The organism is Paenibacillus gyeongsangnamensis, from assembly GCF_027533625.1.
Lineage (GTDB): Bacteria > Bacillota > Bacilli > Paenibacillales > NBRC-103111 > Paenibacillus_G > Paenibacillus_G gyeongsangnamensis.
The window spans coordinates 41299-67430 of the sequence record NZ_JAQAGZ010000004.1; the positions used below are offsets into that span (position 1 = coordinate 41299).

Here is a 26132-nt window from a genome sequence, read left to right on the forward strand (position 1 = left end):
TCAACCTTAAGCTGAATAGACGACAGTTCCGTTCGAAACCGTTTGAACAATATGGAATACCTTGTCTTCTCCCCAATCATACAAAATGAAGTCAGCGGGGGAACCGGCATCCAAAGTTCCTACACCTTTTTGGTCTAAGCCGAACAGCCCGGCAGGATGCAGCGTAGCCATTTGTATCGCGTCTTCCAAGGGGCAGATTCCCGAACTTGCTACGAACTGAATACCCCGATGCAGCGGTGTTGCGGACCCTGCCAAGATGTCAGGCGTATGCGCCAGATGCAATAAACCGTTAGGCTCTAAGATCACATCGGCGTGGTGTGTAGTGTAGCGACCTGGGGGAAGTCCCGCCAGATGATTGGCGTCGCTAATTAGTATGGCCTTTGGACCTTTGGCGCGAAGCATGACCTTCAATGTAGACGCAGGAAGGTGGTGTCCGTCCGAAATTAATCCTGCCCATAGACGATCGTCCGCGAGCTGCGCCCAAATATAATTAGGGTGACGTTTTATATAGGGATGAGCGCCGTTGCCCAAATGCGTGCTCATAGTTGCGCCGGCTTCCACGGCCAAACGAATCTGCTCTTCCGATGCATTGCAGTGCCCGATTGCGGCCACTATGCCGTTCTGCCTTAACAGACGGATAAAATCAAGGGCTCCTGGCTTTTCGGGGGCCAGAGTGACTTTGCAAATTTTTCCGCCCGCAGCGCCAAGCCATTCCATTAATTCATCTTCGCTCGGATTCCGCACCCACATTTTGTTATGAGCGCCCCGCGGCCCGTCTTCGTCGGATATAAAAGGGCCTTCCACGTGAATACCGATGACAGCATGATTCACTGACGAATCAGCATTGCAAGCTTCCGCAATAATACGTATGCAATGCAGCATTCTCTCCTTCGGACCGGTTACAACGGTCGGACAAAACCGGGTTACACCGCCTTGCTGCATCAGCTTAACAATCTGTTGTACGTCTTCAACCGTTAAATCGGAAGTATTTAAATTAAATCCCCCGATCCCATTCAATTGCACGTCGATCAATCCGGGAGCGATCCACAAATTCGCCGGCTTATCCGACTGTGTTACGGAGACAATTTGACCTTTAGTAACGGTGATATCCACCACTTGGCCGGTTTTCCAGTGTTTTGCCGTAAACACCTGATCCATATTCATGCCCCTAAACGAACTGTTTATCGACTTCAGATGATGATTGTTTATCCAGGAAAAGATTGAAATTTGGATGTGTTTTTAATATGGTTGACGGAATATGATTGGTGACCTCATTTTCGAATAAATTGCGTATGGCATTAGCTTTCACTTTGTGCGGGACGCATGAAATGATGACATTGCTTTGCATAATTTGATGCACAGTCATCGTAATCGCTTGTTTCGGAACATCTTCGATTGTCGAAAACCAACCTTCCCCCACTTGCTGCTTCTTACAGTTCTCATCCAAATCAACGACAATATAAGCTTCTTTTGTATCGAAATCTGCCGGAGGATCATTAAAAGCAATATGCCCGTTTTCCCCGATCCCGATCAAAGCCAGATCGATAGGTTCTTTTCTGATTTCCTCCGTCAATGCTTTAATATTGCTTTGTATATCTCCTTCCCCATTAACAAAATGAACCATTTGAATAGGTACTAAATTAACAAAACGTTCTTTCAAATATTTTCTAAAGCTTGCCGGATGCTCTTCCGAAAGGTTTACATATTCGTCCAAGTGGAACATTTCCACTTTGCTCCAATCCACATCCATTTTCACAAGAGCTTCTAATGTTTCAAATTGTGAAGCTCCTGTAGACAGGACCAGTCTGACCTTTTCCTGTTTGGTCAATAAATCTTTAATGCTTTCAGCTGTGAGAGATGCCGCCATTTTTCCCAAGTCTTGGGCCGTTTCCAAAACGTTCACTTTCATGTAGATACCTACTCCTTTATTTTTTAATTAGTTACAATGCGTAATGCAGGACAGTAATCGATTTCTCGATAGCTAATAAGCAGCTGAAAGTCATATTGAGGAATCGGATATAAACATTCCGATATCCAATGACACTTTCAATTCATATTCCCTACTTTGGACAAAACTGTTTTCCGTAATTTTGAGATAAGCTTCAGCTGACAAGGCCGCCGTCGCATGCCAAATGTTACGATGAATACAAACCGGCCGATCCAGTAAGAACAATTCAAGCTGCTGCGGTGTTTCTTCCCGGGCAACAAGCATAACGCTGATTCCTTTTAGCGGCTCGAACGATTCGCGGGTGTTCGGATGCAATCCCAGCTTATTGATTTTACCTCTAGTCAAACGCGAGATCGCGATACGCCAACCTTCCGTTTGCGGTTCATTCACAATCACCTGAAAGCGATCCTGCAAGTTTTCGTCAAACGCAATAATATCGCCGTACGGCTTAAAAGACTCCGCCGTCAAGTTTTTCAGAATCAATTCATTGCTCATATACGGTCTCACCTTCCGCCACGGTCTTTGAAATCGTCCAAGATCCTGGTTCCTTATGTTCATAGATGATGAGATCGGCCGGAGAGCCTTCCGCTAGATTACCAATGCCCATGTCCGCCAAGCCGAAAAGCTCCGCCGGGTGCAAAGACGCCATATTGATTGCTTCGCCAAGCGAGCAAATGCCGAACTTCTCCATATTTTGCACACCTATATGCAGCGGCGTGGCGGATCCCGCCAAAATATCCCGAGTGCTGGCCAAATGAAGAAATCCGTTCTCCTCCAAGATCACATCGTCGTTAATGTGAGTCTTGTAACGACCGGGTGGCATTCCTGCCAAATTAACGGCATCGCTGGTCAAAATCGCTTTTTTCCCTTTCGCGCGAATCATTACTTTCAGTGTGGAAGCAGGCAAATGAAAGCCGTCTGCAATGAGCCCCGCCCATAAACGATCGTCGGCAAGCTGAGCCCAGATATAATTGGGATGCCGCTTTATATATGGATGGGCTCCATTACCCAAATGCGTACTCATGGTAGCGCCGGCTCGAACCGCCTCCTGAATTTGCTCCTCCGAAGCATTGCAGTGCCCTATGGAAGCGACTACTCCCAGTTCACACAGCTTTTCAATGAACGGAATAGCCCCGTTTTTTTCCGGCGCCAATGTCACTTTGCAGATACGCCCTCCACTGGCTTTATTCCACTCTTCAAATTCGTTCCAATCCGGATCTCTTACCCAGTTCAAATTATGAGCCCCGCGCGGTCCGTCGTCCGGAGATATGAACGGTCCTTCCACATGTATGCCAATAACCGCATGGTCTACCGCAGCATCGGCTTGACAGGCTTCCGCAATGGTCCGTATACAATGAAGCATTCTTTCCTTCGTCCCCGTAACTACGGTTGGACAAAATCGCGTAACACCCCCTTTGTTCAGCACCTTCACAATTTGTTTAACCGTGTCTACCGTAATGTCCGGAGTATTTAAATCATAGCCTCCGATACCGTTTAGCTGTACGTCGATCAAGCCGGGAGCAATCCAATGCTCTGAAGCCTGATCTAACTCCCTTACGGAAACGATCGTACCGTTCTCTGCTGTAACGCCGACCGTCTTTCCAGAAAGCCAATGTTTACCGATCCATGTATCGCTCACTTGCGCTACCTCACTTTCAAGGGGATATCGTTTCTTATTTCACGTTTTTATTGATGCCGTCGATCATTTTTTCCGCATTTTTGATAAATGTATCCAAATCTTCCTTCCCGGTTAAGTAGTTTTGCAATTCAACCGGCATATTTTTGTCTAAGACAGGATAATCCCTGTAGAACGGAGCGGTTACGGATTTTTGAATAATCGTATACAGATTGGTTTTCCATTCCGCGTTAATTTTATCGAAGTAATCGTTGATAACCGGAAGCTTACCCCATTTGGTCGCTCCGTCATTCTGAACTTGGCTGTCCATTAACGCTTCTTGAATGAATTGAACCGCAAGCTTTGGAGCTTTGGTAGCTTTCGGCACAATGATTCCTGCGGTAAACGCATAGGAGCCGTTTTTGTCGGAGCCCGGGATTGGGATAACTGTCGAATTCCCTTTGCCAATCGTCGGTTCAGCTTCCGCCGCAGTCGAACCGCTTTGCAGAAGCATCGCCACTTGCCCGGCGTCAAAATTATTGCGGCCGGCGTCTTTATTCGTAAACGTATCGATGGAGAATACGCCTTCGTCCGCTCCTTTTTTCCAAATACTCAAAATGTTTCTCATTTCCGGCGTATCGAATGTCAGAACGTTGCTGTTATCTTTATAGAAGCTTCCTCTGGCCGCTTGCTCTACGGCAATAAGCGTTGACTGGGCATTCGGGCCCCATTGAATTGTCATTCCTTGCTGGGTTACTTTATTGCCGTCTTTTTTCGTCAGCTTCTTGGCATATTGATAGATTTCATCCCAGTTTTTAGGCTGGATCACGTTACCTTGCGCGTCAGTTAAACCCGCTTCTTGGAACATCTTCTTATTGACGTTAATCGCGTAAGTTTCCAGACTGAAAGGTATGGCAAATTGAAAGCCGTTCACATCCCCGAATTTCAGAGCAGTTCCCACAAACTTGTCTTTTGCCGTTGCACCTGTGAAAAAGTCCGTCTTGTTGAAATCAAGCAGCAAGTCTTTGGCCATATACTGAACGGCTTCCTGCGAACCGTCTACCATAACGATATCGGCATCCGTTTTGTTTTGACTCCACTGTAAAGCGAAGTTAGCCAGCACGGTTTTATCCGGGTAGGGTTGGAGCACCACATTGACATCGGGATGCTTTTCTTTGAATTTGGCTACTGCGGTATTGAGCTGCAGTTTTTCGACCATCCATGCGTCAGGGGCTATTTTTAACGTTTTCGGTTCCGGACCTCCGGACGCACTGCCGCCGGACGGATTTCCCGAAGCACCTTGAGGGGCCTTCGAACAGGCTGACGCAAAAACAAGAGCGGAACATACGCTTAATACGGCAAAAGCCTTAAACTTACTTTGGGACATCGACTTCTCCTCTTTTCTATTATATTTTTGTAACCTTCAGCCTATTACCCTTTAATCGATCCTTGCGTGATGCCTTCAACCATTTGCCGCTGGAACAATATGAAGATGATGATCGGGGGCAGCATTGACAGGACAATGACGGAAGATAATGTGCCAAACGCCCAAACTTCCCCTTTAAATAACGTCAAGCCTACCGTTAATGGCATCGACGTCTGATCCGTCGACAGTGTCTTGGCTAGCGTATATTCCCCCCAAATGTTGTAAAAGGCGTGGATGATGATAATAACCAGGCCGTTTTTTGCAATCGGCATCATAATATGCCACCAAGTCCGGACTACTCCACATCCATCCATCTCCGCAGATTCTTCAATCTCCTTGGGAATCCCCACAAACGTCCCGCGCATAATAAAAATGGCGAAAGGCAGAACAACGGCGACATTGGGCAGGATTAAGCCCAGCTTCGTATTCAAAATTCCAAATGTATTTTCCATCATATACATAGGAATAAGGAATATAGCGAGCGGCATCGTGATGATCAAAAGAAGTGCCACTAATAAAACCTCACGCCCTTTAAAGGGAAGCCTCGCAAAAGCGTATCCGGCCAAAGCGCTCAAAATCACGACAAGCACAACGCCCCAAATCGTAATAATGACACTGTTTAAGAAGTAATCGATAAAATTTCCCGTAAGGATATTCGCGTAGTTATCCAAGACGAAATTTTTAGGTAAAAAGGATTGCGGAACTTGAAAAATCTCCTGTTGCGTCTTGAATGAATCCAACAAAGTGTATACGAATGGAGTCGCTATAAAGACGGATACCACAATCAGCAGGAGATAGTTGATCAGTTTTATAGGCGCGGTTGTAACCATAGCTTCTCCCCCTTACGCATGGTCCTTTGACCTGTTCAAATAAAAATTAATTAAGGCAAACACCATGGTTATCGCCCCAAGAATATACGCCATGGCGGAAGCGTAGCCCATATCGAAATTCGAGAAGGCTGTAAAATAAATTTCCTGGTACATGACCAAGGTGGAGTTACCCGGTCCTCCGTTTGTCATAACCATCGGTTCAACAAACACTTTCAACCCGTGCAGGATGGCCCACAAGCCGGTCAATACATAGGTCTCCCTTAAGTTGGGGAGAATGATGCTTACAATTCGCTTTATTCCGCTCGCTCCGTCAATTTCGGCTGCCTCCAAAACTTCCTTGGAGATCGACTGAATCCCGCCGAGAAACAGAATGGTTTCAAAGCCTACGGTAGCCCACAATCCGACACCGATAAGGCTTCCCATGGCGGTCGTCCCGTTATTGAGCCAAGGCTTGGCCAAAAATGACAGCTTCAGCACGTCCCGCAGTATAAAGTTGAGAAGACCGTAATTCTCTTGAAGAATCCACATAAACACTAACGCAGATAAAGAAAGCGGTACCACGATTGGCATAAAAATGATAGTTCGAAGCACTTCGTTTCCCCGCTTGATATGGAAGAGCAGCAGGGCTATCGCCAACGAGAGAAGCATAATCAAAACAAAATACCATATACCGAACGTGAACGTGTTTTTCATGGCAACGAGGACAGCGGGATCTTGAAAAGCTTTAATATAATTTCCAATCCCATTAAATTGCGGATTGGTGTCATAAACAAAGTTAAATTTATTCAAGCTTATATAAAACGAGTAAACCAGCGGGTAAATCATAAAGGAAAAGATAAAAAGAAATGCCGGTGATATGAACAATACTCCAAATATACCCTTTCGGTTTCGCATAGATTTCACCTCTGTAACTTTTCATACAAGAACTCAAAGGAATCTGACATCATCTTGAAAAAGCCGAGCTATAGAAATCGATTACTATTACTTCGGAAATCGATTTCTTATCTACAAAAGAAATACATTTCCAATAAATTGTTCTTAAATATGGATGCACCTCCAGCGCTAATTAAGCTTGTTCATAGAACAAAATAATTATTCTCAAATCCGGCACCCTTTTTTATTACATCTTTAACTTATTATGTTAATTAAAATCGATAATCATCCTCTCTCGCAATCATTTTTAGCACTTTACATGTCACTATTCATTACATAGATGATTATAGCATAATTAACATAATCTCAAAAGCTTTTTTTTACTTAATCAATATATTTTATAGTAATCGATTTCTATGATGCTGAAATGGTAATTTTTTAAAAATAGCATTACTAAATCCTGTCAATTGCGACTTGTAGAATTACGAATGATCAGCTTCGGCTGCAGTATGATTTCTTTAAGAGCTATAGGTTTGCTGTTTACCATATCCAGCAGTAGATTGCATGCAAACCGGCCCATCTCTAATTTGGGATGATCTATGGTGGTCAGTGACGGAACAACCATTTGTGACAGCTCAATATTATCAAAACCAATAACGGAAATTTGATTGGGGACCTCAACGCCCTGAAAATGAAGTTCATTAATGATTCCCAAGGCCGTTAGATCATTGCACGCCAATATTGCCGTAGGCCGGTCGTCAAGATCCAATAATTTGCGGACTAATTCTCGACCGTTACGGAACTCATAAGCATTGCCTTGATATTCAATATCGTCCAAAGCCGATTCTTGAAGCCAGCCTTCCTGCAATGTGATTCCCGATTCAAGCAGAGCTTCCTGGTACCCTTTAAATATGTCATGTCTGCTGGGACGATTCATAGGCGCAGTAACATAGGCTATTTTTCTGTGGCCGTTTTCAATTAAGTATTTTGTCGCTAGATATCCGCCTTTTTTATAATCGAAACCTATTTGATAGACATCCGGATTATCGATTGTCTGATCAATAGATATAACAATAAGCCCTTTGGATATATATTCATTAATTAAATCCTTCTGTTCTGAAATGGAGGAAATAATGATTCCTTTCACTTGCTTATCGAAGAGCGTTTGCAGGTATTCAGCTTCTAATTCAGGGCTATGCTGGGAATTACACAATAACACGTGATATCCGCTTCTTCGTGCAATTTCTTCAATTCCAAGGACCACATTGGCATAAAAAGGATTGCTTATTGAGGGAATGATCACGCCGATCGTCATGCTGTTATTTGTCTTCAATTGTCTTCCAATCATATTAGGCCTATAACCAAGCTCTTTCGCCGCCGCTTTTATTTTTCTTTTTAATTCGGGACTAACGGGATAGGAGCTATTGCTCAGCACTCTAGATACGGTTGCAACAGAGACATCCACTGCTTTGGCAATATCATAAATAGTTACACGCTTTTCCATTGGGTTCACCTTATCTAATCATTTTTTAACAAATATCATTTCTATTAATTGAATTATATTTTTATATTTTTTCACATCCTATTATCGTCTGTCAACCGCCTCCTAATAAAAACCAATAACGCCCAACCGATGGTTGAGCGTTTGATGTGTTGAGTGCCGGATTAAGCCCTTCCTCTTGGGGCACGAATAAAACATCCTTTAAATTTCGGAAAGTTCTAGGAATATGTATATTTATAGATTGACAGCTTTCTTTTTAACGACCGTAATGATCCATAATAAAAGAGGAATTCCGATACCGCAAACGGGGATGATCAGAGATCTCCACAATAAGGGATACAAACCGAGAATGGTCTCATTCGGAATCAAACAAGCCATGATATAAATTGCCGGTGCCCCGAACCATATGATTTTCCGCCAATCTTTGATGTTTATTAACTGTGCCATCTCATAGCTGGTGATAAACAAATAGATTGACAATTTAGTAAACACTCCGAAAATCCAGATAAAGACAACGACGATATCGACGTTTTGAATGAAATTCATGATATCGATGGATCTTACCATCATAAAATAAGGGAACCTGAGCTTGCCCGATACATTTGGTCCAAAGACCAGTACCACCATGAATGCGGCAATAAAAAGGATGAGAGTGTTTAAGCCTATAGCCAGCATGGATCGTGAAGGCGCTTTACGGGGATTGTGCATAAAGGAAACGATAACCAATAGCATGAACGATTCTGCAAGATAAGAAGCAGGAGTAAGCGCTCCTTTTAAAATGTTTACCCATCCGGAATCGGAATAGACTGGCAGCAATTGATCCCATTTTACGTTGGGTGCATTAAGAATGAAGCTGACAATGAACGCCAAATATAGAATCGGCCCCGCTATTTCGGCAAATCGTCCGATACCCGTAATCCCTCCGGAATAGGTTAAATAAATCGATAAGCCTAGAGGAAGTATCATGATGAACCACACGGGTGTTCTGTCGAGAAAAAGAAGATGGATAAAGTCTCCAAATACTCGCAGAAAGACGGCAGGCAGCGTATACCAGACAATGAAATACGGAAGGACAATCATTCCCCCCAACCATTTCCCCATCAAAGTTCTGCTAAATTCGATTAACGTTTGGTTGGGGTAGAGAGAGCTCAGACGAGCATAAAGTAAGGTTAAGGCTGCAGCCGCAACCCCAGCGACCAGCATCGAAATCCATGCATCTTGTTTCGATAATTCGATTGTTGACGTTATCGTTAACCAGATCCCCATCACGATTTCAATCGTAGCAATAATCCAAAAAATTTGCATACCTGACAGCTTCATAAGTCCTTAACACTCCTCTCCATAATAAACAACCGGAACCAAGCTAGGATTACGGAGACGAGTTGCTTCGGCCCGGATCCTTGCATTGAAGCTCTACTTGGACAGAAACCGGAAGCTGAGGGAAAGTTTCGGTCCAATTATCTTTTAACGTTTTCCACTGATGAGGGTATTGTTGATGAACGCTTTCGCCAAACCCGAAGATATCTGTCTTGTACTGCTTCTGAACTTTTTCAATCAGCTGATTAATAGATCGCTGAGTCGTTTGACCGAGTTCGTCTTGTATGATTTGGAGATCCTTTGGTTTGGAGGGATTTAAGCTGGAATTGTTTTCGACAATCGTTCCTTTTCCAGTGAGATGGACGTCAATTTTCATTCGCTCATTGACCATTTTCACGCGAATACGCCTGTTTAATGATTGCAGCTTTACGCTTACGTTGCCATTTCCTTGGGTTACGAAAGCTGTTACAGAAGAATTTTCTTGTCTGTCCCTAATCCAATTAGCATAGACAGCTTCTTTAATATTCAAGAATCCCACTAATTTCATGCCATTATCTTTGTTAAAAATTGCAGCTCCAGAGTAAATAAACTTCGAAGAGGCAGTTAAGCTAACCGCCGGAACCATGGGTTGTATTCCTTGACTCAAAGCATCAGACAAAAAATCTCGGTAATAATTGTGTTTCCAAGCTAAAATATCCAGTCCACTTACGAGCGCATTCGCTGTAAACGGGTCAAAAAACGGGTTCACATTAAGTATGTCTTTCGCTTGACCTTCTTTCACGACATATACCAAGGAACGCATCTCCGATTCAGGATTACGAACAAACTCGTCGAGAAACTTACTCATTCCAAACTCGGCCATTCGTTGTCCGATAAGGATGATCTGGCGATGCCCGAGAAACACCTTTCGCGATAGCTTTGTCTGTAATTTTTGAATCGCATCGTAAATGTTTTCCCCAGTAGCGCTTAATGTACGGAAGCTTTCTTTCTTATTTCCACCGCCACCGTCTTGTCCACCGCCAACTCCCGAAGGTATTGCTATTTGAGCACTGAATTCAAACAGTCCGTCTTTTGTTAAATCAAGTCCTGATCCTAAATCGAATGCCAGTTGATTCGGTTCCCTAAGGTTCCAGCAACCGGTTGTATTCGATACGGTTAGGAGCAATAATAAACAAAGTTTAACTGCTCTCATCAATGATGATCCCTCTCATCTTTAGGTTCTGTAATTATTGCGGGCTTTCGGGGCCAACGTAACAACACATCCTTAAGCCCGCGGGTGCTTATCGGAGCAATTGGGGTAAGATAAGGAGTCCCAAATGGACTTAATTGAATTAGATGAATTAATATCGCAATGATCCCGATCGCCAAACCATATAGGCCTAGTACTCCGGAAAGTATCAATAAAGGGAATCTTAACATCCGCGCGGGAAAACTGAATCGATATCGCGGAATGACAAACGATGCGATTCCGGCAGCCGATACGACGATGACAATAGGCGCGGAAATGATTCCGGCGCGGACTGCAGCCTCCCCAATGACTAATGCCCCAACAATACTTACGAGAGGACCTATCTGTTGCGGCAAGCGGATCCCCGCTTCGCGCAAAGCTTCGAACATGAACTCCATGATAAGGACTTCAATCACTGTCGGAAACGGTGCCTTATCCCGCAGCGCCGCAATATTCATCATGAGCTTTGGAGGGATCATCTCCTGATGAAAATTGGTTAACGCAATATACATGGAAGGGAACAGAACCGAAAAGAGAGCAAAGATATAGCGAATCCATCGATTCACGGATACAAACAAAAACCGCTCATAATAATCGTCCGGTGCCTGTAACCCGGCCCAGAACGTCATTGGAGCTACTAGCGCAAATGGAGTTCCATTGGTTAATATGGCTACTCTTCCCTCAAGCAATCCAGCGGCGACCACGTCCGGACGCTCCGTGTTCAGCATTTGCGGAAAGGGAGAAAAATGGCTGTCTTCAATGGATTCCTCAATATATCCCGATTCAAGTATACCTTCGAGTTGTATCCGATTAATTCTTTTACGAACTTCATTCAATACGGACATTGAAACAATTCCTTCAATATAAGCAACAACTACATCGGTCTGCGTCAGTTTTCCGACTTTTAATGATTCGATTTTCAGCTTCGGTGTTGCAATGATCCTGCGTATCAGCGTGGTATTCGTACGCAGGTTCTCGGTAAACCCTTCTCTGGTTCCCCGAAGGGAAGCTTCATTTGCAGCCTCTTGTATGCTTCGGGTCTCAAACATTTTGACATCGGCAAGTAAAGCGTTAGGTTCCCCATCGACCAAGATCGCAAGGTTTCCCTTTAAAATCTGTTCAGCTATATCTCCAAAGCTGGAAAGCTTCATGGTTTGTAAAACGGAAAAGAGATTCTGCTCGCACATCTGTGCGATACTGTCGACCGTGCCAAGACCTTGAGGCAGCCCATCGTACATTAATGGTTTTATAACGTTTGACATAATGATATCTGTATTGATCATACCGTCAACGTAGATCAATAATAGCTTGGTTTGTCCATGAATTGTAAGCTCACGAAACATAATGTCCGAACAATTTTGAAATATATTTTTTAAAATTTGCTCATTCTCTATGATGTTTTTGCTGATATGTTGACTCGCATTTTCGATGGAGTGGTTGTTATTGGTTTGAAGTATATTTTCCCATACATGTGACTTTCGGATCCTATCCATTATTGTCCTCTACCTTCGTGCTGCGATAATGTTTGGTATTATATCCAATTTTATAAAAATGATTCTTTTTGTGGAAACGTAAAATAGTCCCTACCTTGTTGTGAAAGGACAGGGACTATTTTACGCTGAGCAAATGTGGCGCCCACTATCGGGTCCAGCCTTTCGCAATTATCTATTTCCCATATTTATTACAGGGTTCATGTCGTTCTTGCGAACTATAATTATTGGCCTTGTACAACAGCTACATTATCGCGCCAAGAATGAAACGGCTGCCAATTGAGCAGTTTTTTCGCCTTATCATTACTGAGAAGCGTTTCATAACCGTCCAGTGGCGCACGGAAATCCTTAACGTCCGGGTAAACCGCCGCCATCATGTCGCGGCTCTTTATATCCATGCTCGATGATTGAGCGTTTGATGTGTTGAGTGCCGGATCAAGCCCTCCTTCTTGGGGCACGAATAAAAACATCCTTTAAATTTCGGAAAGTTCGAGGAGCAACGGGACTTAGGTAAGGTACCCCAAACGATCTGAGGTTGACCAGATGGATCATCAAAATCATAGTCCCAAGCGCCACTCCGTACAGGCCGTACATTCCGGCAAGAATAAGCATGGGAAAACGAATCATTCGGGTAGCGGTCCCCATGTTGTATCGCGGAATCGTAAAAGAAGCAATCCCGGTCGTAGATACGACGATAACCATCGGAGCCGAAACGATACCGGCCTGTACGGCGGCTTGGCCAATAACAAGAGCTCCGACGATACTAACGGCCGAGCCGATCGTTTTGGGTAAACGAATGCCCGCTTCCCGCAGACCTTCAAAAATGAATTCCATAATTAAAGCTTCAAATACCGCCGGAAACGGCACTCCTTCCCGCGCAGCCGCAAATGCAAGAAGCAAATTGGTTGGAATTAACTGCGGATGATAACTCGTCAAGGAAACATAGAGAGAAGGAAGGTAAATGGACATGAGATATAAAATGATCCGAAGGATTCGAACTAGACTGGAATAAATAAATCTTTCATAGTAGTCATCGGCAGCTTGCAATCCCGTCCAGAACGTCATAGGTACGATCAGAACAAACGGATTACCGTCCTCAATAATCGCTACTTTTCCTTCCATCAGACTAGCTGCGACAATATCGGGACGTTCCGTGTTCTGAATTTGCGGAAACGGAGAAAACGTCTGATCTTCAATGAATTCTTCCAAATTAGTACCGACAATGGGATCCGTTACAATACGGTCCAATCGTTTACGTACTTCCTCCAGTACCGTCTCCGAAGCAATTCCTTTGATATAAGCAATAACGATGTCCGTTTTAGCCTCCTCGCCGATGGTTCGATTTTCCATCTTCAAGCTCGGATGTCTTAATTTTCGACGTAAAAGGCTGGTATTAACAATCAAAGTCTCCGTAAATCCTTCTCTCGGTCCGCGAACAACTGATTCCGCAGGCGGTTCTTCAATGGAGCGTTTTTCAAACCCTGCGATATCCGCCATTAAGGCGTCGGATTGCTCATTGACGAGAATGAGGACTTTCGATTTCAGTATGCCATCTACCGCTTCGCTAATCTTAGTAACTGTTTTTGTTTGCGCTAGCGGAACCAGTTGATCACGGATCGTTTGTCCGATGTCTTCCGGTTGCTCTATCCCCCTTGGAATACCTTGAAACATTATCGGCTTTAACAATACCTCGTCCAGCAGCTTGGTATCCACCAAGCCATCAATATAGATCAACAACACTTGGGGAGTATAATTTGAAGGAATGGCTCGAAAAATGACATCAAAGGTGTTTTCAAATATTTTCCTGAAAGTTTTTTCATTTTCAATTACATCACGACTCAGTTCCGATTGTGAAATGTTGATTAATGACGTTGAAGGAACAATATGATCATTATTTTGTCGATGTCTCCCTTTTCCACGCTTGAAAAATCCGAATCGATTCATCTATTCGTTCTCCTCTACCGAATGCATTACTCTAATGTTTTCCGCCAAAAGAAAATATATGTATAGAACATCACATGAATCTTAATAATATTATAAACATTTGTGAGGAGCAGGTGATCATTCACATGTCAAGTATGAAAATATCGGGGAAACAGATTTTTTGGATGATTGCCACCATGGAATTTGGCATGAGCGCTTTATTGACCATAAGTCCGACCATCGTAGAAGCCAAGCAGGACGCCTGGATTGCGATGGCCGTCGCAGCGGTTATAGGCATTATCATCACATTTGTCGCAACCAAACTGAGTTTGCTATATCCCGGGCAGACATTAATCGAATACAGCCAAACGATATTGGGCAAGTGGCTCGGAAAGCTTGTTGTGATCCCTTATTTGGTGATGTGGTATTCTGTAATCGCCATTATTTTACGCCAGTTCACCGATTTCATGGTGATGAATCTTCTGTCTCGGACACCCTTACTGGCGGTCATCATACCGATGGGTTTGGTTGTGACCATTGCAGCCAGCGGAGGACCTCAAAGCTTAGGAAGGTTAAGTGAGCTTGTAGGACCTATATCTTATGCTATGGCTTTCTCCATGATGTTTTTGTTATTTAGGGATTTGGATAACACCGCAATTTTTCCTGTTTTCGTCGATACGGGCTTGGCTGCCATTCTGAAAGGAGCTTTGCCGGAAGCCAGTTTTCTTGGCGAATCGATCATCATAATGATGCTTGTTTCATTCATGTCAAAGCCCGAACAAGCGCCGTCAAGAGCGATATGGGGCGTTGCTGCGACAAGCTTGTTACTCATATGCTGGATCATGATCACTTTGATGATTTTCGGTGCAGCTTTGGCGTCAAATATGTGGTTTCCGATTTACGACGCGGCAAGAATGATTTCCGCCATGGAATTCATGCAAAATTTGGAAACTCTCGGAATTATCTTATGGTTTTTCAGCGTGTTCATCAAAATGTCTTTGTATCTGTTCGTTGCCGGTTACGGCACCGCCCAGTGGCTGGGGATTAAAAAGTGGCGATATGTCCTTTGGTCCATCACTTTTATAGTAATCATCGGTGCGATGATTCCGAGAAATATTGACCGATCTTCGCTTGATTTTCCCAAGACATTTTGGATCCCGTTTGTACTGCCAATAAATATGATTGCCATTCCGCTTTTGCTATGGATAGTCGGGTTAGTTCGCCGCAGAGCAGAACGCGCTAACACTTAGCTAAAATAGTTGAAAAACGATCTAAGGGGAATCGGTGTGAAACAAAAGTGCTTGACGTGTTTAATCTTAATCGGCACAGTACTACTTATTACAGGTTAACAACTTAGATTGGTTAATTATTTAAGCTTTACAGAAGCTGAGGACAGGTATTGGATATTAGGCAGGAAAGTATATCTTCCGTTGACCGGATATATTCCGAAGGGGAAAGGCACCGTTACATTGGATGCCCGGAATCTCAAATGCAAGATCAATACCTTAATTAGTCCGGATCAAAAAGTGAGCATTTCCTTACTGCTGACGGCCGAAGGACAGCTTAACGAGAAAAATACCAACCTGGATCTTAGAGCATCAAAAAATATAAAGACCTTGGAAACTGCACTGAATGCACAACTGAAAAAGCGTATTGGCAACATGATTGCCAAAATGTAAAAACTGGGGGCCGATGTATTTAGAATTGACGATCATATGCATCGGCAACACCCAGGTGAATGGAAAAACTTAAAGAGAAATTGGCAAAAGAGCTTCAAGGAAGCCGACATTTCAGTAAAGGTTGAGGTACGCATACGGAATACAGGGCTTACAGGTCCAGCTTTGCAATTTAGAAAACAAAAAATCGTGAAATAATGAAACCTTTTTTCATGGTACTAAAACTGGCCGCGATATCTAAAGCCGCTTCATAATCGATGCTTGTACCGTTTCGTCGAAATCAATCATCGAACGAACTTCCGCCTCAACCGATACGTCGCACAGAACGAACCGTGACTCATAGCCTCCGCTTGCTCGTAAGCGACCCGCTGTATTTGCATCGCCAGCTTCCCGCCGCTTATATCAAACATCGTGCCGAAATTATATGCGGCGAACTCGGAAGCGAGATAGCAGATCAGATGGGTGACATCCTATTTCTCCCCCCAGCGGCGCAGCGTCAGCGTGTCGAGAAGCCTCTCCTGCTAATGTTTTCCATCCAAAGAAATTATATGTATATTACTTCACATGAATCTTCATAATACAATAAACATGTCTAATGAGTAGGTGAATTCACTTGTCAAGCATGAAATTATCTGGAAGTCAGATTTTCTGGATCATTACGACTATGGAATTTGGAATGACCGCTTTATTGACCATAAGTCCGACCATCGTAGAAGCCAAGCAGGACGCCTGGATTGCGATGGCCGTCGCAGCGGTTATAGGCATTATCATCACATTTGTCGCAACCAAACTGAGTTTGCTTTATCCCGGGCAGACATTAATCGAATACAGCCAAACGATATTGGGCAAGTGGCTCGGAAAGCTTGTTATGATCCCATATTTGCTGATGTGGTATTCTCTGATTGCCGTTGTTTTACGCCAGTTCACCGATTTCATGGTAATGAATCTTCTGTCTCGGACACCCTTACTGGCGGTCATCATACCGATGGGTTTGGTTGTGACCATTGCAGCCAGCGGAGGACCTCAATGCTTAGGAAGGTTAAGTGAGCTTGTAGGACCTATATCTTATGCTATGGCTTTCTCCATGACGTTTTTGTTATTTAGGGATTTGGATCGCACCGCAATTTTTCCTATTTTCGTCGATACGGGCTTGGCTGCCATTCTGAAAGGAGCTTTGCCGGGAGCCGATTTTCTTGGCGAATCGATCATCATAATGATGCTTGTTTCATTCATGTCAAAGCCCGAACAAGCGCCGTCAAGAGCGATATGGGGCGTTGCTGCGGCAAGCTTGTTACTCATATACTGGATCATGATCACTTTGATGATTTTCGGTACAGCTTTGGCGTCAAATATGTGGTTTCCGATTTACGACGCGGTAAGAATGATTTCCGCCATGGAATTCATGCAAAATTTGGAAACTCTCGGAATTATCTTATGGTTTTTCAGCGTGTTCATCAAAATGTCTTTGTATCTGTTCGTTGCCGGTTACGGCACCGCCCAGTGGCTGGGGATTAAAAAGTGGCGATATGTCCTTTGGTCCATCACTTGTATAGTAATCATCGGTGCGATGATTCCGAGTAATATTGATCGAACTTCGATTGATTTTCCCAAGAGGATTGGGATACCGATTTTGCTGCCGATCAATATGATTGCCATTCCGCTTTTACTATGGATCGTCGGATTAGTACGCCGCAAAGCAGAACGCGCTAACACTTAGCTAAAAATATCGTAAAGAATGATGCATAACCTGTCATTACGATCTAAGGGGAAGAATCGGTATGAAACATACGTGCTTGATGTGTATACTCTTATTCGGAACAATGATATTCATAACAGGTTGCTGGAATCGGATCGAGTTAAATGATATTTCGATTGTGGTAGGATCGGGAGTCGATATTATTAATAAAGATACGTTTGCACTTAGCGATCAAATTATCGTTGCGTCCAGAATACATACTGCACAAGGAGGAGGGTCAACAGGAGCCGGGGGTGATCAGGCATTTATTACTGTAACGGCAACCGGGAAAAGCTTACTAGACGCCGGCCACAACATGCAATCGAAACTCTCGCGGCAATTATTCTTTAGTCATCGACAAAACATTTTTATTGGGGAGACATTGGCAAAGTACGGTCTTGAAAAAATATCAGATGAATATAGCCGAAATCCAAACACGCGATTACGATCCGATATATGGGTGGTTAAAAATAACACAGCGCTGAATTTGTTGAAAGTGTCATATCCTCTTGAAAGTATTCCGGCACTGGCCATTCTAAAAACGAACAAGCATTTGGGCGGCCCAGCTGGAATGTCGCTCATCGATTTTCTCAAGACCGCAAGCAGCGAAACAAGCAGCCCCACTTTGCCAGTCGTTGAAATCGTAGAAGAAGCAGCATCCGGAAGAAATTCATCTGACAGTAAGGACCAAAAAAACACGACCAGAACGATTAAATTTGCAGGTAGAGCTGTTTTTGACAAACAACTTAAATTGGTTGGATATTTAAGCTTTACAGAAGCTTTGGACAGGTTTTGGATGTCAGGTAGGAAAAGGTTTTATACACTGACAGGATATATTCCGGAGGGGGAAGGCACCGTTACATTGGATGCCAGGAAACTGAAAAGCAAGATCAATACCTCGATTAGTCCGGATCAAAAGGTGAACATTTCCGTACTGTTAACGGCGGCAGGAAAGCTTAATGAGAATAATACCAACCTGGATCTCAGAGCATCAAAAAATATAAAGCTCGTTGAAACGGCACTGAATAAAGAACTTGAAAAACGCATCGCCAAAATGATTACCAAAATGCAAAAACTGGGAGTCGATGTTTTTAGATTTGATGATCATATGCATCGGCAGCACCCGGATGTATGGAAGAGCTTAAAAAACGATTGGCAAAAGAAATTCAAGGAAGCCGACATTTCCGTGAAGGTTGAGGTGAGCATACGAAATACGGGGCTTACAGGACCGGCTTTGCAATTAAGAAAACAAGAAATCGTGAAATAATGATGTGAAATTCATTTTTTCCGCTGCATCCCGTCCCGCGGCAGCCCCCAGCTCGCTGCGGTTTGCGTACACTTCCACGTTCAGACGGCCGACCTTTTCCTTCCGGATCGGTTTTACTGCTTTGATCGTCATTGGAATCCTTGCAGTGAAAACCCCATATCCCTGAGCACCAAAACCCAGGAATATGGGGAGATTATCACATTCCATACCTTGTTACTACCAATTGATTTGTAAATGTCCGTTCTCTTCCGCCGCTTCGGCGTTTCCGGCGTTATCGCTGTTCTTTTGACTGCGAATGCTCGACTTCACTTCGGGCATTTGGCTGCCGGCGCCTTTGACGCTTTGCCAAATCGCCAGATTCAAGCGCTGTGCCGGCGCCCGGTCTTCGACCGAAAAGTCCATGGCAGACGATTCGGCGGCTAACGGAGCGTTTGGCTTGTTCACTTCGTCAAGCGATTGTTTCGGCGTGATCGCATCGTACGTTTTGAAATTCGGTTTGTCCGTAAACGCGTTAAACATTGGGAGAGCGGATGCGTCAAATTGCGTCAACGGCGGCACGCCAACGATCAGTTCCATCGAACGGAGCATGGAAGTGGTCGTGTAATGTGTGGAATCCACATTACCGGTTTGCGTGTAAGGACTGATTACCAAGGCAACCGTACGGTGGGCGTCGACATGATCCGATCCGTCCTGTGCGTCGTCCTCGACGACAAATATTGCCGTGTCCTTCCAGTATTTCGATTTCGATACGGTATCTACGAGGCGACCAAGGGCAAGGTCGTTGTCCGCCATCATCGCTTTTGGTGTAGGCTGGCCTACTGAAGTTCCGACCGTGTGGTCGATAGGAAGGCGGACAAGCTGTACGGTCGGCAAGTTGTCGTTGCTCTCGTATGTTTTGAATTCCTTCAGCCATTCGTCCACCCTGACTTGATCTTTAACTTTCATATCGTAGGGAGGGTAAGCCGTATCCGAGTGCTGTATCAGACCAGGCAAGCTGGACGGAAGGTAATATCCGGGATAAGCGTAAAATCCGTAGTTGCGGTAGCTGATATTGTTCTGTGCGAGCCTGTCCCAAATATACGCATTTTCAAAGTTGCCGTTCGGAATCGAAGAGATATTATCGGCGTAGGTGTCTTTAATGCGGTTCCGGCCAGAGTAGTTCGCCGGCCACGTTTTCTGCACATAAGTGTTCGCCATCCCGGCTACCGTCCAGTTCCATCCGTCCGACGAAACCTCCCCGTCCGCAAAGAAATTATCCAACGTCACAAATTGGCGTGCGAGCTGGCGGGTATTGGGCGCCGATTCCTCTCCAAAGAGATTAAGATTCGGATCTCCATTGCCTTTTCCAAGGCTCCCCAATACTTGATCGTAGGTACGGTTTTCTCTGACGACGTAGATCACATGCTTGATCGGTGAAGGATCGCCGACGTGGCGGGGAATCACTTGTTGGTCGTTGGATCCTTTGACCGTACGTACCTTATCCCGTTCGTCAAAGCCATTATTGCCTACAACCTGTTTGGTATAGTGGGCAAGCTCATTCGCGGCCGGCACATCAATAATGGAGAGAGTACCAATCTCCATCGAACCGGAATACTGATCCGCCGGCGTCGGGTTTTTATCATAAGGGTTCGACCCGTTCGGGTTCGGTCCTGCGCCGTATCCTTTGGAGTTCGCTACATAAAGCTGTTTGCCGTCTTGCGAAACCTCAATGCCTGTCGGGTACCAGGCGGTCGGGATCATGCCTTCGATTTTGTCTTGCTTATTATCTTCGCCGTCTTTGGCGAGGCGGATGACCACGACGTCATTGTTCCCCGCGTTCGCCACATACAAGGAATTGCCGTCCGGCGAAACCGTCAGCGCATCCGGGCTGCTTCCCTCTTTTGCACCTTTGTAAGGCGCCAATTCGATGGTTCGCGCCACCTGGTTTTTGGCTGTGTCAATAACGGACACGGTATCACTATCGGTATTCGCTACATAAAGCTCGTTTCGAACAGGATTTAACCGCATAGCACTAGGATGCGCCCCTACTTCAATAGTCCCCGAAACGGCTGCGCTGGCTGTATCGATGACCGAAACGGTTGTTCCTCCCCAATTGCTTACGTAGGCCGTCGCTCCATCTTTGGAAAGGGTAACCAAATAAGGGTTGTGTCCGACTTGTATGGTTTTTTTGACGCTGCCGCTTGGCAGGTCAATGATCGACATCGAGTCGTGCAGATTATTAGCCGCATACAGCGTCTTGCCGTCGGAGGAGATCGCAAGTCCGGCCGGGAACGTGTTCATTTTTTTACCGTTGGCATCCGTAGCCGGCATTAGGATCGGAGCCGTCTCGCTGAGCTGTTGTCCTTGTACGTCATAAACACGGATTTTGTTATTCCCGCCGCCGGAGGCATAAACCTTTTTACCGTCAGGGCTATAGACAACGCCTAAGAATAAAGCTTCGGGCGCTTTATACGGGATGGTTTGGATCACCTTGCCGCTCTTACGGTCGACTACCATAATGGACTGAGTAGACTGGCCATTGTTGCTGATCAATAACGTTTGGCCGTCGGGACTCATGGTCATTCCATATGGACGGTCGCCGAGCTTGACTTGTTCGCCGGCAGGGGTTAGCGTCCACCCGTTGGCAAATTTGTCAACTTGAGCGCCCCAGGGGAACGGAAAGCTGTTAAAAGCGAAAGCCGTACCTGAACTAAGTACCAATGATGTCAATAGAATTCCAGAAATGAGTTTTTTCTTCTTTATTTTCAAAGTCAACGTCTCCTTTTAAGAGAATTGATTTCGGATGATCCATCAACATTAGCGGATACAAGGAACGATCTGGGATCGATCTTGTATCCGCTAATATTATTTAGTGGACGTTTGTGGCAACAATCCGGTTGCTTACTTTGTTTGAATTATTGTTCCTTGGTCATTTGTAGTTACCGAAAGATTCGGCAAATCTACAAGCGATTCCGCGGAGATGTAACCATGGCTGCTTGGGCTAACCCAAATGGCATCCTTCACTTTGATAGGTTTTCCATCTACTTTTACCTTATCGGAGTGCAAATTAAGTTCTACTGAATGTCCGTTGTATTGAACTGTTACCTTTTGAGGTTTGCTGTCATAAGATACTTCAGCATTCAGGTTACGCGCAAGATCCACGATTGGAATCATTGTTTTGCCATCTTTTACAAAGGCATTTTCTCCATTTAGCCCGTGAGCAAGAAGAGCATTGTTAAACTGAACCTTAGCAGGTGTTCCCCAAGGAGATACCGACTTGCTATTGTCATCTTGATACATATAAGGTGTAAAGTCTGGATGGTTAAAATCAAACATGTCCGTTAAATTGTTGGCGGCAGCATCACGATTGTTTAAAGCCGGTAAATTATTGTTTGTTTCAATGAACTTCAAAATGGACGTATGATCGTATTGCACATGGCTGACATAATTTTGCTTTGCATAAGGCGAAATAACCAGTGCCGGTATACGCGGACCGTTTCCAACCAGTCCGTCCGCCGTTTTAACAGCCGCCGGTGGAGCCATATGGTCGTAAAAACCGCCGCTCTCATCATAAGTGATAATGATAGCCGTATCTTTCCAGTAAGGGCTATTCATAATTTGGTTTATCGTTTCAACGGTAAAGTCCTCGGCGGATGGTGTACTTTGATTTCCGAGGCCCGGATGCTCGTCGTCCCCATAACCGGCTTTAATAAAACTGACTTGCGGCAGAGTTCCATTTCGAAGATCTTCAGCAAAATGATTATAGTCTTTTAAGTTATTGTCATATTTTCCGTCCTCATAGTTTTGAAAATATTGGAACGGATTGTGGTGCGGTGAATATTTCAACGCCTCAGGCGAAACCGTTGAAAGGCTAGTTTTGTCCAAAGCAGGTTTGGTTGAATTTGTTGCTGCTTTTGCCGCATCCCAACCTCCGGAATACCATGCCCAGGATTGTTTCGAGTCGGTCAACTCATCGCCAATGTTTTTGTATGTGAGGTTGTATGTCAGTCCAGCGCTATTATCTCCACCAAATGGACCGTTTTTAGGCGTTGGGTCACCGGTGATTTGTGAATTAGGATCCTTACTGTTTGCCGCAGATGACCCATTACCGGATTGCGCTGCTACAAGATATAACGCTCCTGGTGTGGACGGACCCGAAACAGGTTGGAAAAAATTATCGGCCAAGGCAAAGTGCTGAGCATACTGCCAGTAAGCGGGGATATCATTGTAGTTGAAGTAAGACATGGACAATTTTCCGCGCTCGGGGTTTAACGGTGTGCCTTTGGAATTCATTGTATAGAACTTGTCCATTTTTCCGCCGTCTACCATCGTGATCATGTCTGCATAATTATGGTTGACGTCTACTTCTTGAACATCGGCTTTACCAGCATCGTGCCAAGGGTAAACCGGATTACCGTTATCATCCGGATTGTAGACATTGCCGCTCACATCTTTTACCGTATTACCGGTTACATATTTAAAGTTTCTTACATCTTGCGGCGTGCCGCCTAGCGGGTTAAAGCCCGGTGCATAAGGATACGTACCAAAGTAGTTGTCAAAAGACCGGTTCTCTTGGAAGATTACAACCGTGTGTTTGATTGGTGAAGAAGTGGTGGGAGACGGAGCTGCGGACGCCAATGCAGTAAATGGTGTTGCTGCTAACAAAAGAGCGCTTGTTGATGCAACTAAATAACGAATGCCCTTTTTCATTTTGTATTTCCTCCTTTAATTTTATTCAGATTGACTCTTGCTGATAGATTGCCGAACACTCAAAAAAAGGCAATCATAATTCCTTCTCTTTTGAGTTTAGCCATAGGCCTAATTGGTCATATTCTATGATTAATTAAGCCTAGGTTGGCTATGTGTTGTTAAAATTTGATAGTTTTGAATATATCGTTATTTGATCGACAATTGGAAATTAATTATTCTTTAATTCGGGATACGGTTGATTTCCTTTAGTAGCCGCCCATAACACGCGGTTAAGGGTATCAGGATCTGCAGCATCCGGTTTGGAGAAGTCCATGTTCGCCGATACTTGCGCCATCGGTGCATTTTGACCGTTCTTCAGGTCAATCGGATACTGCGGCTGCTCTATCTCGTATGGTGCAAAGTTCGGATGAATGGTGAACGAATTCACCATAGGAATGGCGGATGCATCAAATTGGGTCATCGGCTTCAGTCCGAAAAACAATTCCATTGTACGAAGCATGGATGACGTGCTATAGAAGGTGCTGTCCACTTGGCCGGTTTGCGTATACGGGCTGATGACAAGCGCCGGAGAGCGGTGGCCGTCCACATGAACCGTTCCAGACTGCGAATCGTCCTCGACAACGAAAATCGCCGTATCCTTCCAGTACGGGGAATGGCTAACTGCTTCCACCATTTTCCCGATAGCAAGGTCATTCTGTGCTACAAACGCTTGAGGCGTATAGGTGTTAGGACTTGTACCGTTCGTATGATCCCCAGGCATTTGTACGACTTCTAAAGCCGGAAGATTTCCGTTTTTAACGAAATGCTGGAACTCATTGTTCCATTCGTCAAAACGCTGCAGGTCCGTATAACTTAATGTCCAACCCGGGTAATTGATGTCATAATTGTTGCCTATCGATTTATCGTTCGGCACCCATTGATTCGCAGTTGTATCTTTTTGAGTAAATTCGCCATAGTCACGGAACGACAGGCCATTATTCATAAAGTTGTTCCAAATGTGACCGTTCTGGGAATATTCAGCCGGATCCGTTCCTACGTAGTCATAAAGATGATCCGATTGACGATAAGATTTTTCTTTAAAATCGTTTGCTATCCCCGCCACCGTCCAGTCATGTCCATCCGGACTGGCTTCCGCATCGACATAGAAGTTATCTAAAGTGACAAACTGCTCGGCGAGCTTATGTGCGTTTGGACTAACCGTGAGGGTTTACCCCAGTACCGTCTCCTTTGGCTCCTACAACGAGTGAAGAAGCGGCAAAAATACTGCCCGAGCCGAGCAATAATGCTGACAAAACGACACCTGCAATGAGCTTTTTCTTTCCCTTGACAAGCTTTTTCAAGTTTCGTCAACCCTCCAGAAATTTGATTTAAAATTGACTTCCGGCTCTAGCTGTACTAGAGTACGGTTTAGATATTAGCACAAAATAATAGCGCAAACTTGAGAGGTCTGTTAAAAAAAACGAGACATTAGAACTACCGGTTTTCAAAGAAATAATAGTCTATTGGTAGGATATGGGAGGGAGTGAGAATTAACTAAATTGATAGAAGTCACGGAACCATCGTCCTTCTCAATCAGCCGAATTTTGGTGTACCGCGCAAAAATAGCAAGAAGATTCGAAAAATTATAATGGACCAATTCGGAGTATGGACCAATTCGGAGTTTCGAGTTATGTAAATTTAATCTAGGGGCTAATAAACATGAAGGAGATTTTGTTGGTAGAAGATGAGAAGCCTTTCGCCCGATTTATAGAACTGGAGCTGAATTACGAAGGCTTTGTCGTTTCCTGTGCTTATGATGGGAAAACCGGTCTGCGTATGGCGCTGGCCAAAGAGTGGGATCTAATCCTGTTGGATGTCACGCTTCCCGGATTCGACGGTATCGAGTTGTGCAAAATGATTCGGATGCGCAGCCGGACGCCGATCATTATGATTACTGCGCGGGACACCGTCGAGGATCGGATTCAAGGTCTGGAAAGCGGAGCAGACGATTACCTCCCTAAGCCTTTTGCCATAGTAGAGATGCTAGCCCGTATGAGGGCATTGTTCCGCAGACTGGAAGCGAGCGCAACTAAACCTGTCCATCTCTCCTATCGAGATATCACCATGGATGTTGAAAGGATGACCGTGTTTCGGGCGCAACAAGAGATCCACTTGACCAAGAGAGAATTCGACATCCTCAGGCTTTTCCTCCTGAATCCGGGCCAAGTGTTGACGCGGGATCAATTACTGGACGAAATTTGGGGAACCGAGGCCAAGGTGGAGATCAATACCGTGGAGGTTTACATAAGTTATGTCCGCAAAAAGCTGAGTTCTTACGGAGAGCAGGGCTATATTCAAACGGTACGGAGTGAGGGGTACATGCTGCAATGAAGAGGCGGATCCGGATCGTCTATCCCCGATGGCGGAGCTTCAAGACCATTTTTCCAATAGTCCGCTGACCGATGATACGGAGCTTCTCGATCGTCATAAAAAGTTTATCGAGAGCATCACTGGATGTGAATAGAAATCGATTACTAGCCGTAAGCGACGGGCTTCCGGATATCTTATCAACTAAGAAAAGGCTCACCTATTCGGTGAGCCTTTGTAAAGATGACCTTGGTCATAAGATTCAAGT

The 26132-nt window shown here is 44.6% G+C and carries 21 protein-coding genes and 2 pseudogenes; 5 read left to right on the top strand and 18 right to left on the bottom strand.

Annotation, left to right across the window (positions count from 1 at the left end; genetic code table 11):
• Positions 1-6 precede the first annotated feature (6 nt).
• The 13 genes from nagA (O9H85_RS06920) to O9H85_RS06980 all read right to left on the bottom strand — a co-directional run bounded on the left by nagA (O9H85_RS06920) (position 7) and on the right by O9H85_RS06980 (position 14172).
• A complete protein-coding gene (gene nagA, locus O9H85_RS06920) occupies positions 7-1158 on the bottom strand; it encodes an N-acetylglucosamine-6-phosphate deacetylase (protein WP_269880580.1) in 1152 nt (383 codons plus the stop codon).
• 10 nt (positions 1159-1168) lie between these two features.
• Positions 1169-1909 carry a glucosamine-6-phosphate deaminase gene (locus tag O9H85_RS06925; RefSeq protein WP_269880581.1) on the bottom strand — a complete coding sequence of 247 codons (741 nt, stop codon included), beginning with the start codon at positions 1907-1909 and terminating at the stop codon, positions 1169-1171.
• A 90-nt stretch (positions 1910-1999) separates the two neighbouring features.
• Positions 2000-2443, bottom strand: coding sequence for a hypothetical protein (locus tag O9H85_RS06930; protein WP_269880582.1), 444 nt, complete (start codon positions 2441-2443; stop codon positions 2000-2002).
• Positions 2433-3587: an N-acetylglucosamine-6-phosphate deacetylase gene (gene nagA, locus O9H85_RS06935; RefSeq protein ID WP_269880583.1), complete on the bottom strand. Its 1155-nt coding sequence runs from the start codon at positions 3585-3587 to the stop codon at positions 2433-2435. The genes O9H85_RS06930 and nagA (O9H85_RS06935) overlap by 11 nt, the downstream gene beginning before the upstream one ends.
• 34 nt (positions 3588-3621) lie before the next feature.
• Positions 3622-4950, bottom strand: coding sequence for an extracellular solute-binding protein (locus O9H85_RS06940; protein WP_269880584.1), 1329 nt, complete (start codon positions 4948-4950; stop codon positions 3622-3624).
• 44 nt (positions 4951-4994) lie between these two features.
• Entirely contained in the window at positions 4995-5819 is an 825-nt protein-coding gene (locus tag O9H85_RS06945; protein ID WP_269880585.1) for a carbohydrate ABC transporter permease, read from the bottom strand.
• A gap of 12 nt (positions 5820-5831) precedes the next feature.
• Positions 5832-6713, bottom strand: coding sequence for a carbohydrate ABC transporter permease (locus O9H85_RS06950; RefSeq protein WP_333474171.1), 882 nt, complete (start codon positions 6711-6713; stop codon positions 5832-5834).
• A 442-nt stretch (positions 6714-7155) separates the two neighbouring features.
• Positions 7156-8196: a LacI family DNA-binding transcriptional regulator gene (locus O9H85_RS06955; RefSeq protein ID WP_269880586.1), complete on the bottom strand. Its 1041-nt coding sequence runs from the start codon at positions 8194-8196 to the stop codon at positions 7156-7158.
• Between the two features lie 231 nt (positions 8197-8427).
• Positions 8428-9513: a GerAB/ArcD/ProY family transporter gene (locus O9H85_RS06960; protein ID WP_269880587.1), complete on the bottom strand. Its 1086-nt coding sequence runs from the start codon at positions 9511-9513 to the stop codon at positions 8428-8430.
• Between the two features lie 49 nt (positions 9514-9562).
• Entirely contained in the window at positions 9563-10702 is a 1140-nt protein-coding gene (locus O9H85_RS06965; RefSeq protein ID WP_269880588.1) for a Ger(x)C family spore germination protein, read from the bottom strand.
• Positions 10702-12231 carry a spore germination protein gene (locus O9H85_RS06970; protein WP_269880589.1) on the bottom strand — a complete coding sequence of 510 codons (1530 nt, stop codon included), beginning with the start codon at positions 12229-12231 and terminating at the stop codon, positions 10702-10704. The genes O9H85_RS06965 and O9H85_RS06970 overlap by 1 nt, the downstream gene beginning before the upstream one ends.
• A 221-nt stretch (positions 12232-12452) precedes the next feature.
• Positions 12453-12686 (bottom strand): hypothetical protein, encoded by a 234-nt coding sequence (locus tag O9H85_RS06975; RefSeq protein WP_269880590.1) that lies wholly within the window; start codon positions 12684-12686, stop codon positions 12453-12455.
• Entirely contained in the window at positions 12664-14172 is a 1509-nt protein-coding gene (locus O9H85_RS06980; protein WP_269880591.1) for a spore germination protein, read from the bottom strand. Before O9H85_RS06980 ends, O9H85_RS06975 begins: the two co-directional genes overlap by 23 nt.
• Before the next feature lie 125 nt (positions 14173-14297).
• Here O9H85_RS06980 and O9H85_RS06985 point away from each other — a divergent pair, with 125 nt between their 5' ends.
• The 4 genes and pseudogenes from O9H85_RS06985 to O9H85_RS07000 all read left to right on the top strand — a co-directional run bounded on the left by O9H85_RS06985 (position 14298) and on the right by O9H85_RS07000 (position 18829).
• Positions 14298-15401 carry a GerAB/ArcD/ProY family transporter gene (locus tag O9H85_RS06985; protein ID WP_269880592.1) on the top strand — a complete coding sequence of 368 codons (1104 nt, stop codon included), beginning with the start codon at positions 14298-14300 and terminating at the stop codon, positions 15399-15401.
• A gap of 108 nt (positions 15402-15509) precedes the next feature.
• A pseudogene (locus O9H85_RS06990) lies at positions 15510-16025 on the top strand (Ger(x)C family spore germination C-terminal domain-containing protein).
• Between the two features lie 424 nt (positions 16026-16449).
• Positions 16450-17544, top strand: a complete 1095-nt coding sequence (locus O9H85_RS06995) for a GerAB/ArcD/ProY family transporter (RefSeq protein ID WP_269880938.1) — start codon at positions 16450-16452, stop codon at positions 17542-17544.
• 61 nt (positions 17545-17605) lie between these two features.
• Positions 17606-18829 (top strand): Ger(x)C family spore germination protein, encoded by a 1224-nt coding sequence (locus O9H85_RS07000; RefSeq protein ID WP_269880593.1) that lies wholly within the window; start codon positions 17606-17608, stop codon positions 18827-18829.
• Here O9H85_RS07000 and O9H85_RS07005 read toward each other — a convergent pair.
• The 5 genes and pseudogenes from O9H85_RS07005 to O9H85_RS07025 form a co-directional block, all read right to left on the bottom strand.
• Positions 18803-18961, bottom strand: a complete 159-nt coding sequence (locus O9H85_RS07005) for a hypothetical protein (protein ID WP_269880594.1) — start codon at positions 18959-18961, stop codon at positions 18803-18805. The genes O9H85_RS07000 and O9H85_RS07005 overlap by 27 nt on opposite strands.
• 84 nt (positions 18962-19045) lie before the next feature.
• Complete coding sequence (locus O9H85_RS07010) at positions 19046-21577, bottom strand: bifunctional YncE family protein/alkaline phosphatase family protein (protein ID WP_269880595.1); 2532 nt, start codon at positions 21575-21577, stop codon at positions 19046-19048.
• A gap of 132 nt (positions 21578-21709) precedes the next feature.
• Entirely contained in the window at positions 21710-23518 is a 1809-nt protein-coding gene (locus O9H85_RS07015; RefSeq protein ID WP_269880596.1) for an alkaline phosphatase family protein, read from the bottom strand.
• A gap of 208 nt (positions 23519-23726) precedes the next feature.
• Positions 23727-24689: pseudogene (locus O9H85_RS07020) on the bottom strand (alkaline phosphatase family protein); the annotation flags it as partial.
• 22 nt (positions 24690-24711) lie between these two features.
• Positions 24712-24858: a hypothetical protein gene (locus O9H85_RS07025; protein ID WP_269880597.1), complete on the bottom strand. Its 147-nt coding sequence runs from the start codon at positions 24856-24858 to the stop codon at positions 24712-24714.
• Between the two features lie 358 nt (positions 24859-25216).
• Here O9H85_RS07025 and O9H85_RS07030 point away from each other — a divergent pair, with 358 nt between their 5' ends.
• Positions 25217-25888, top strand: coding sequence for a response regulator transcription factor (locus tag O9H85_RS07030; protein WP_269880598.1), 672 nt, complete (start codon positions 25217-25219; stop codon positions 25886-25888).
• The last annotated feature ends 244 nt before the right edge of the window (positions 25889-26132 follow it).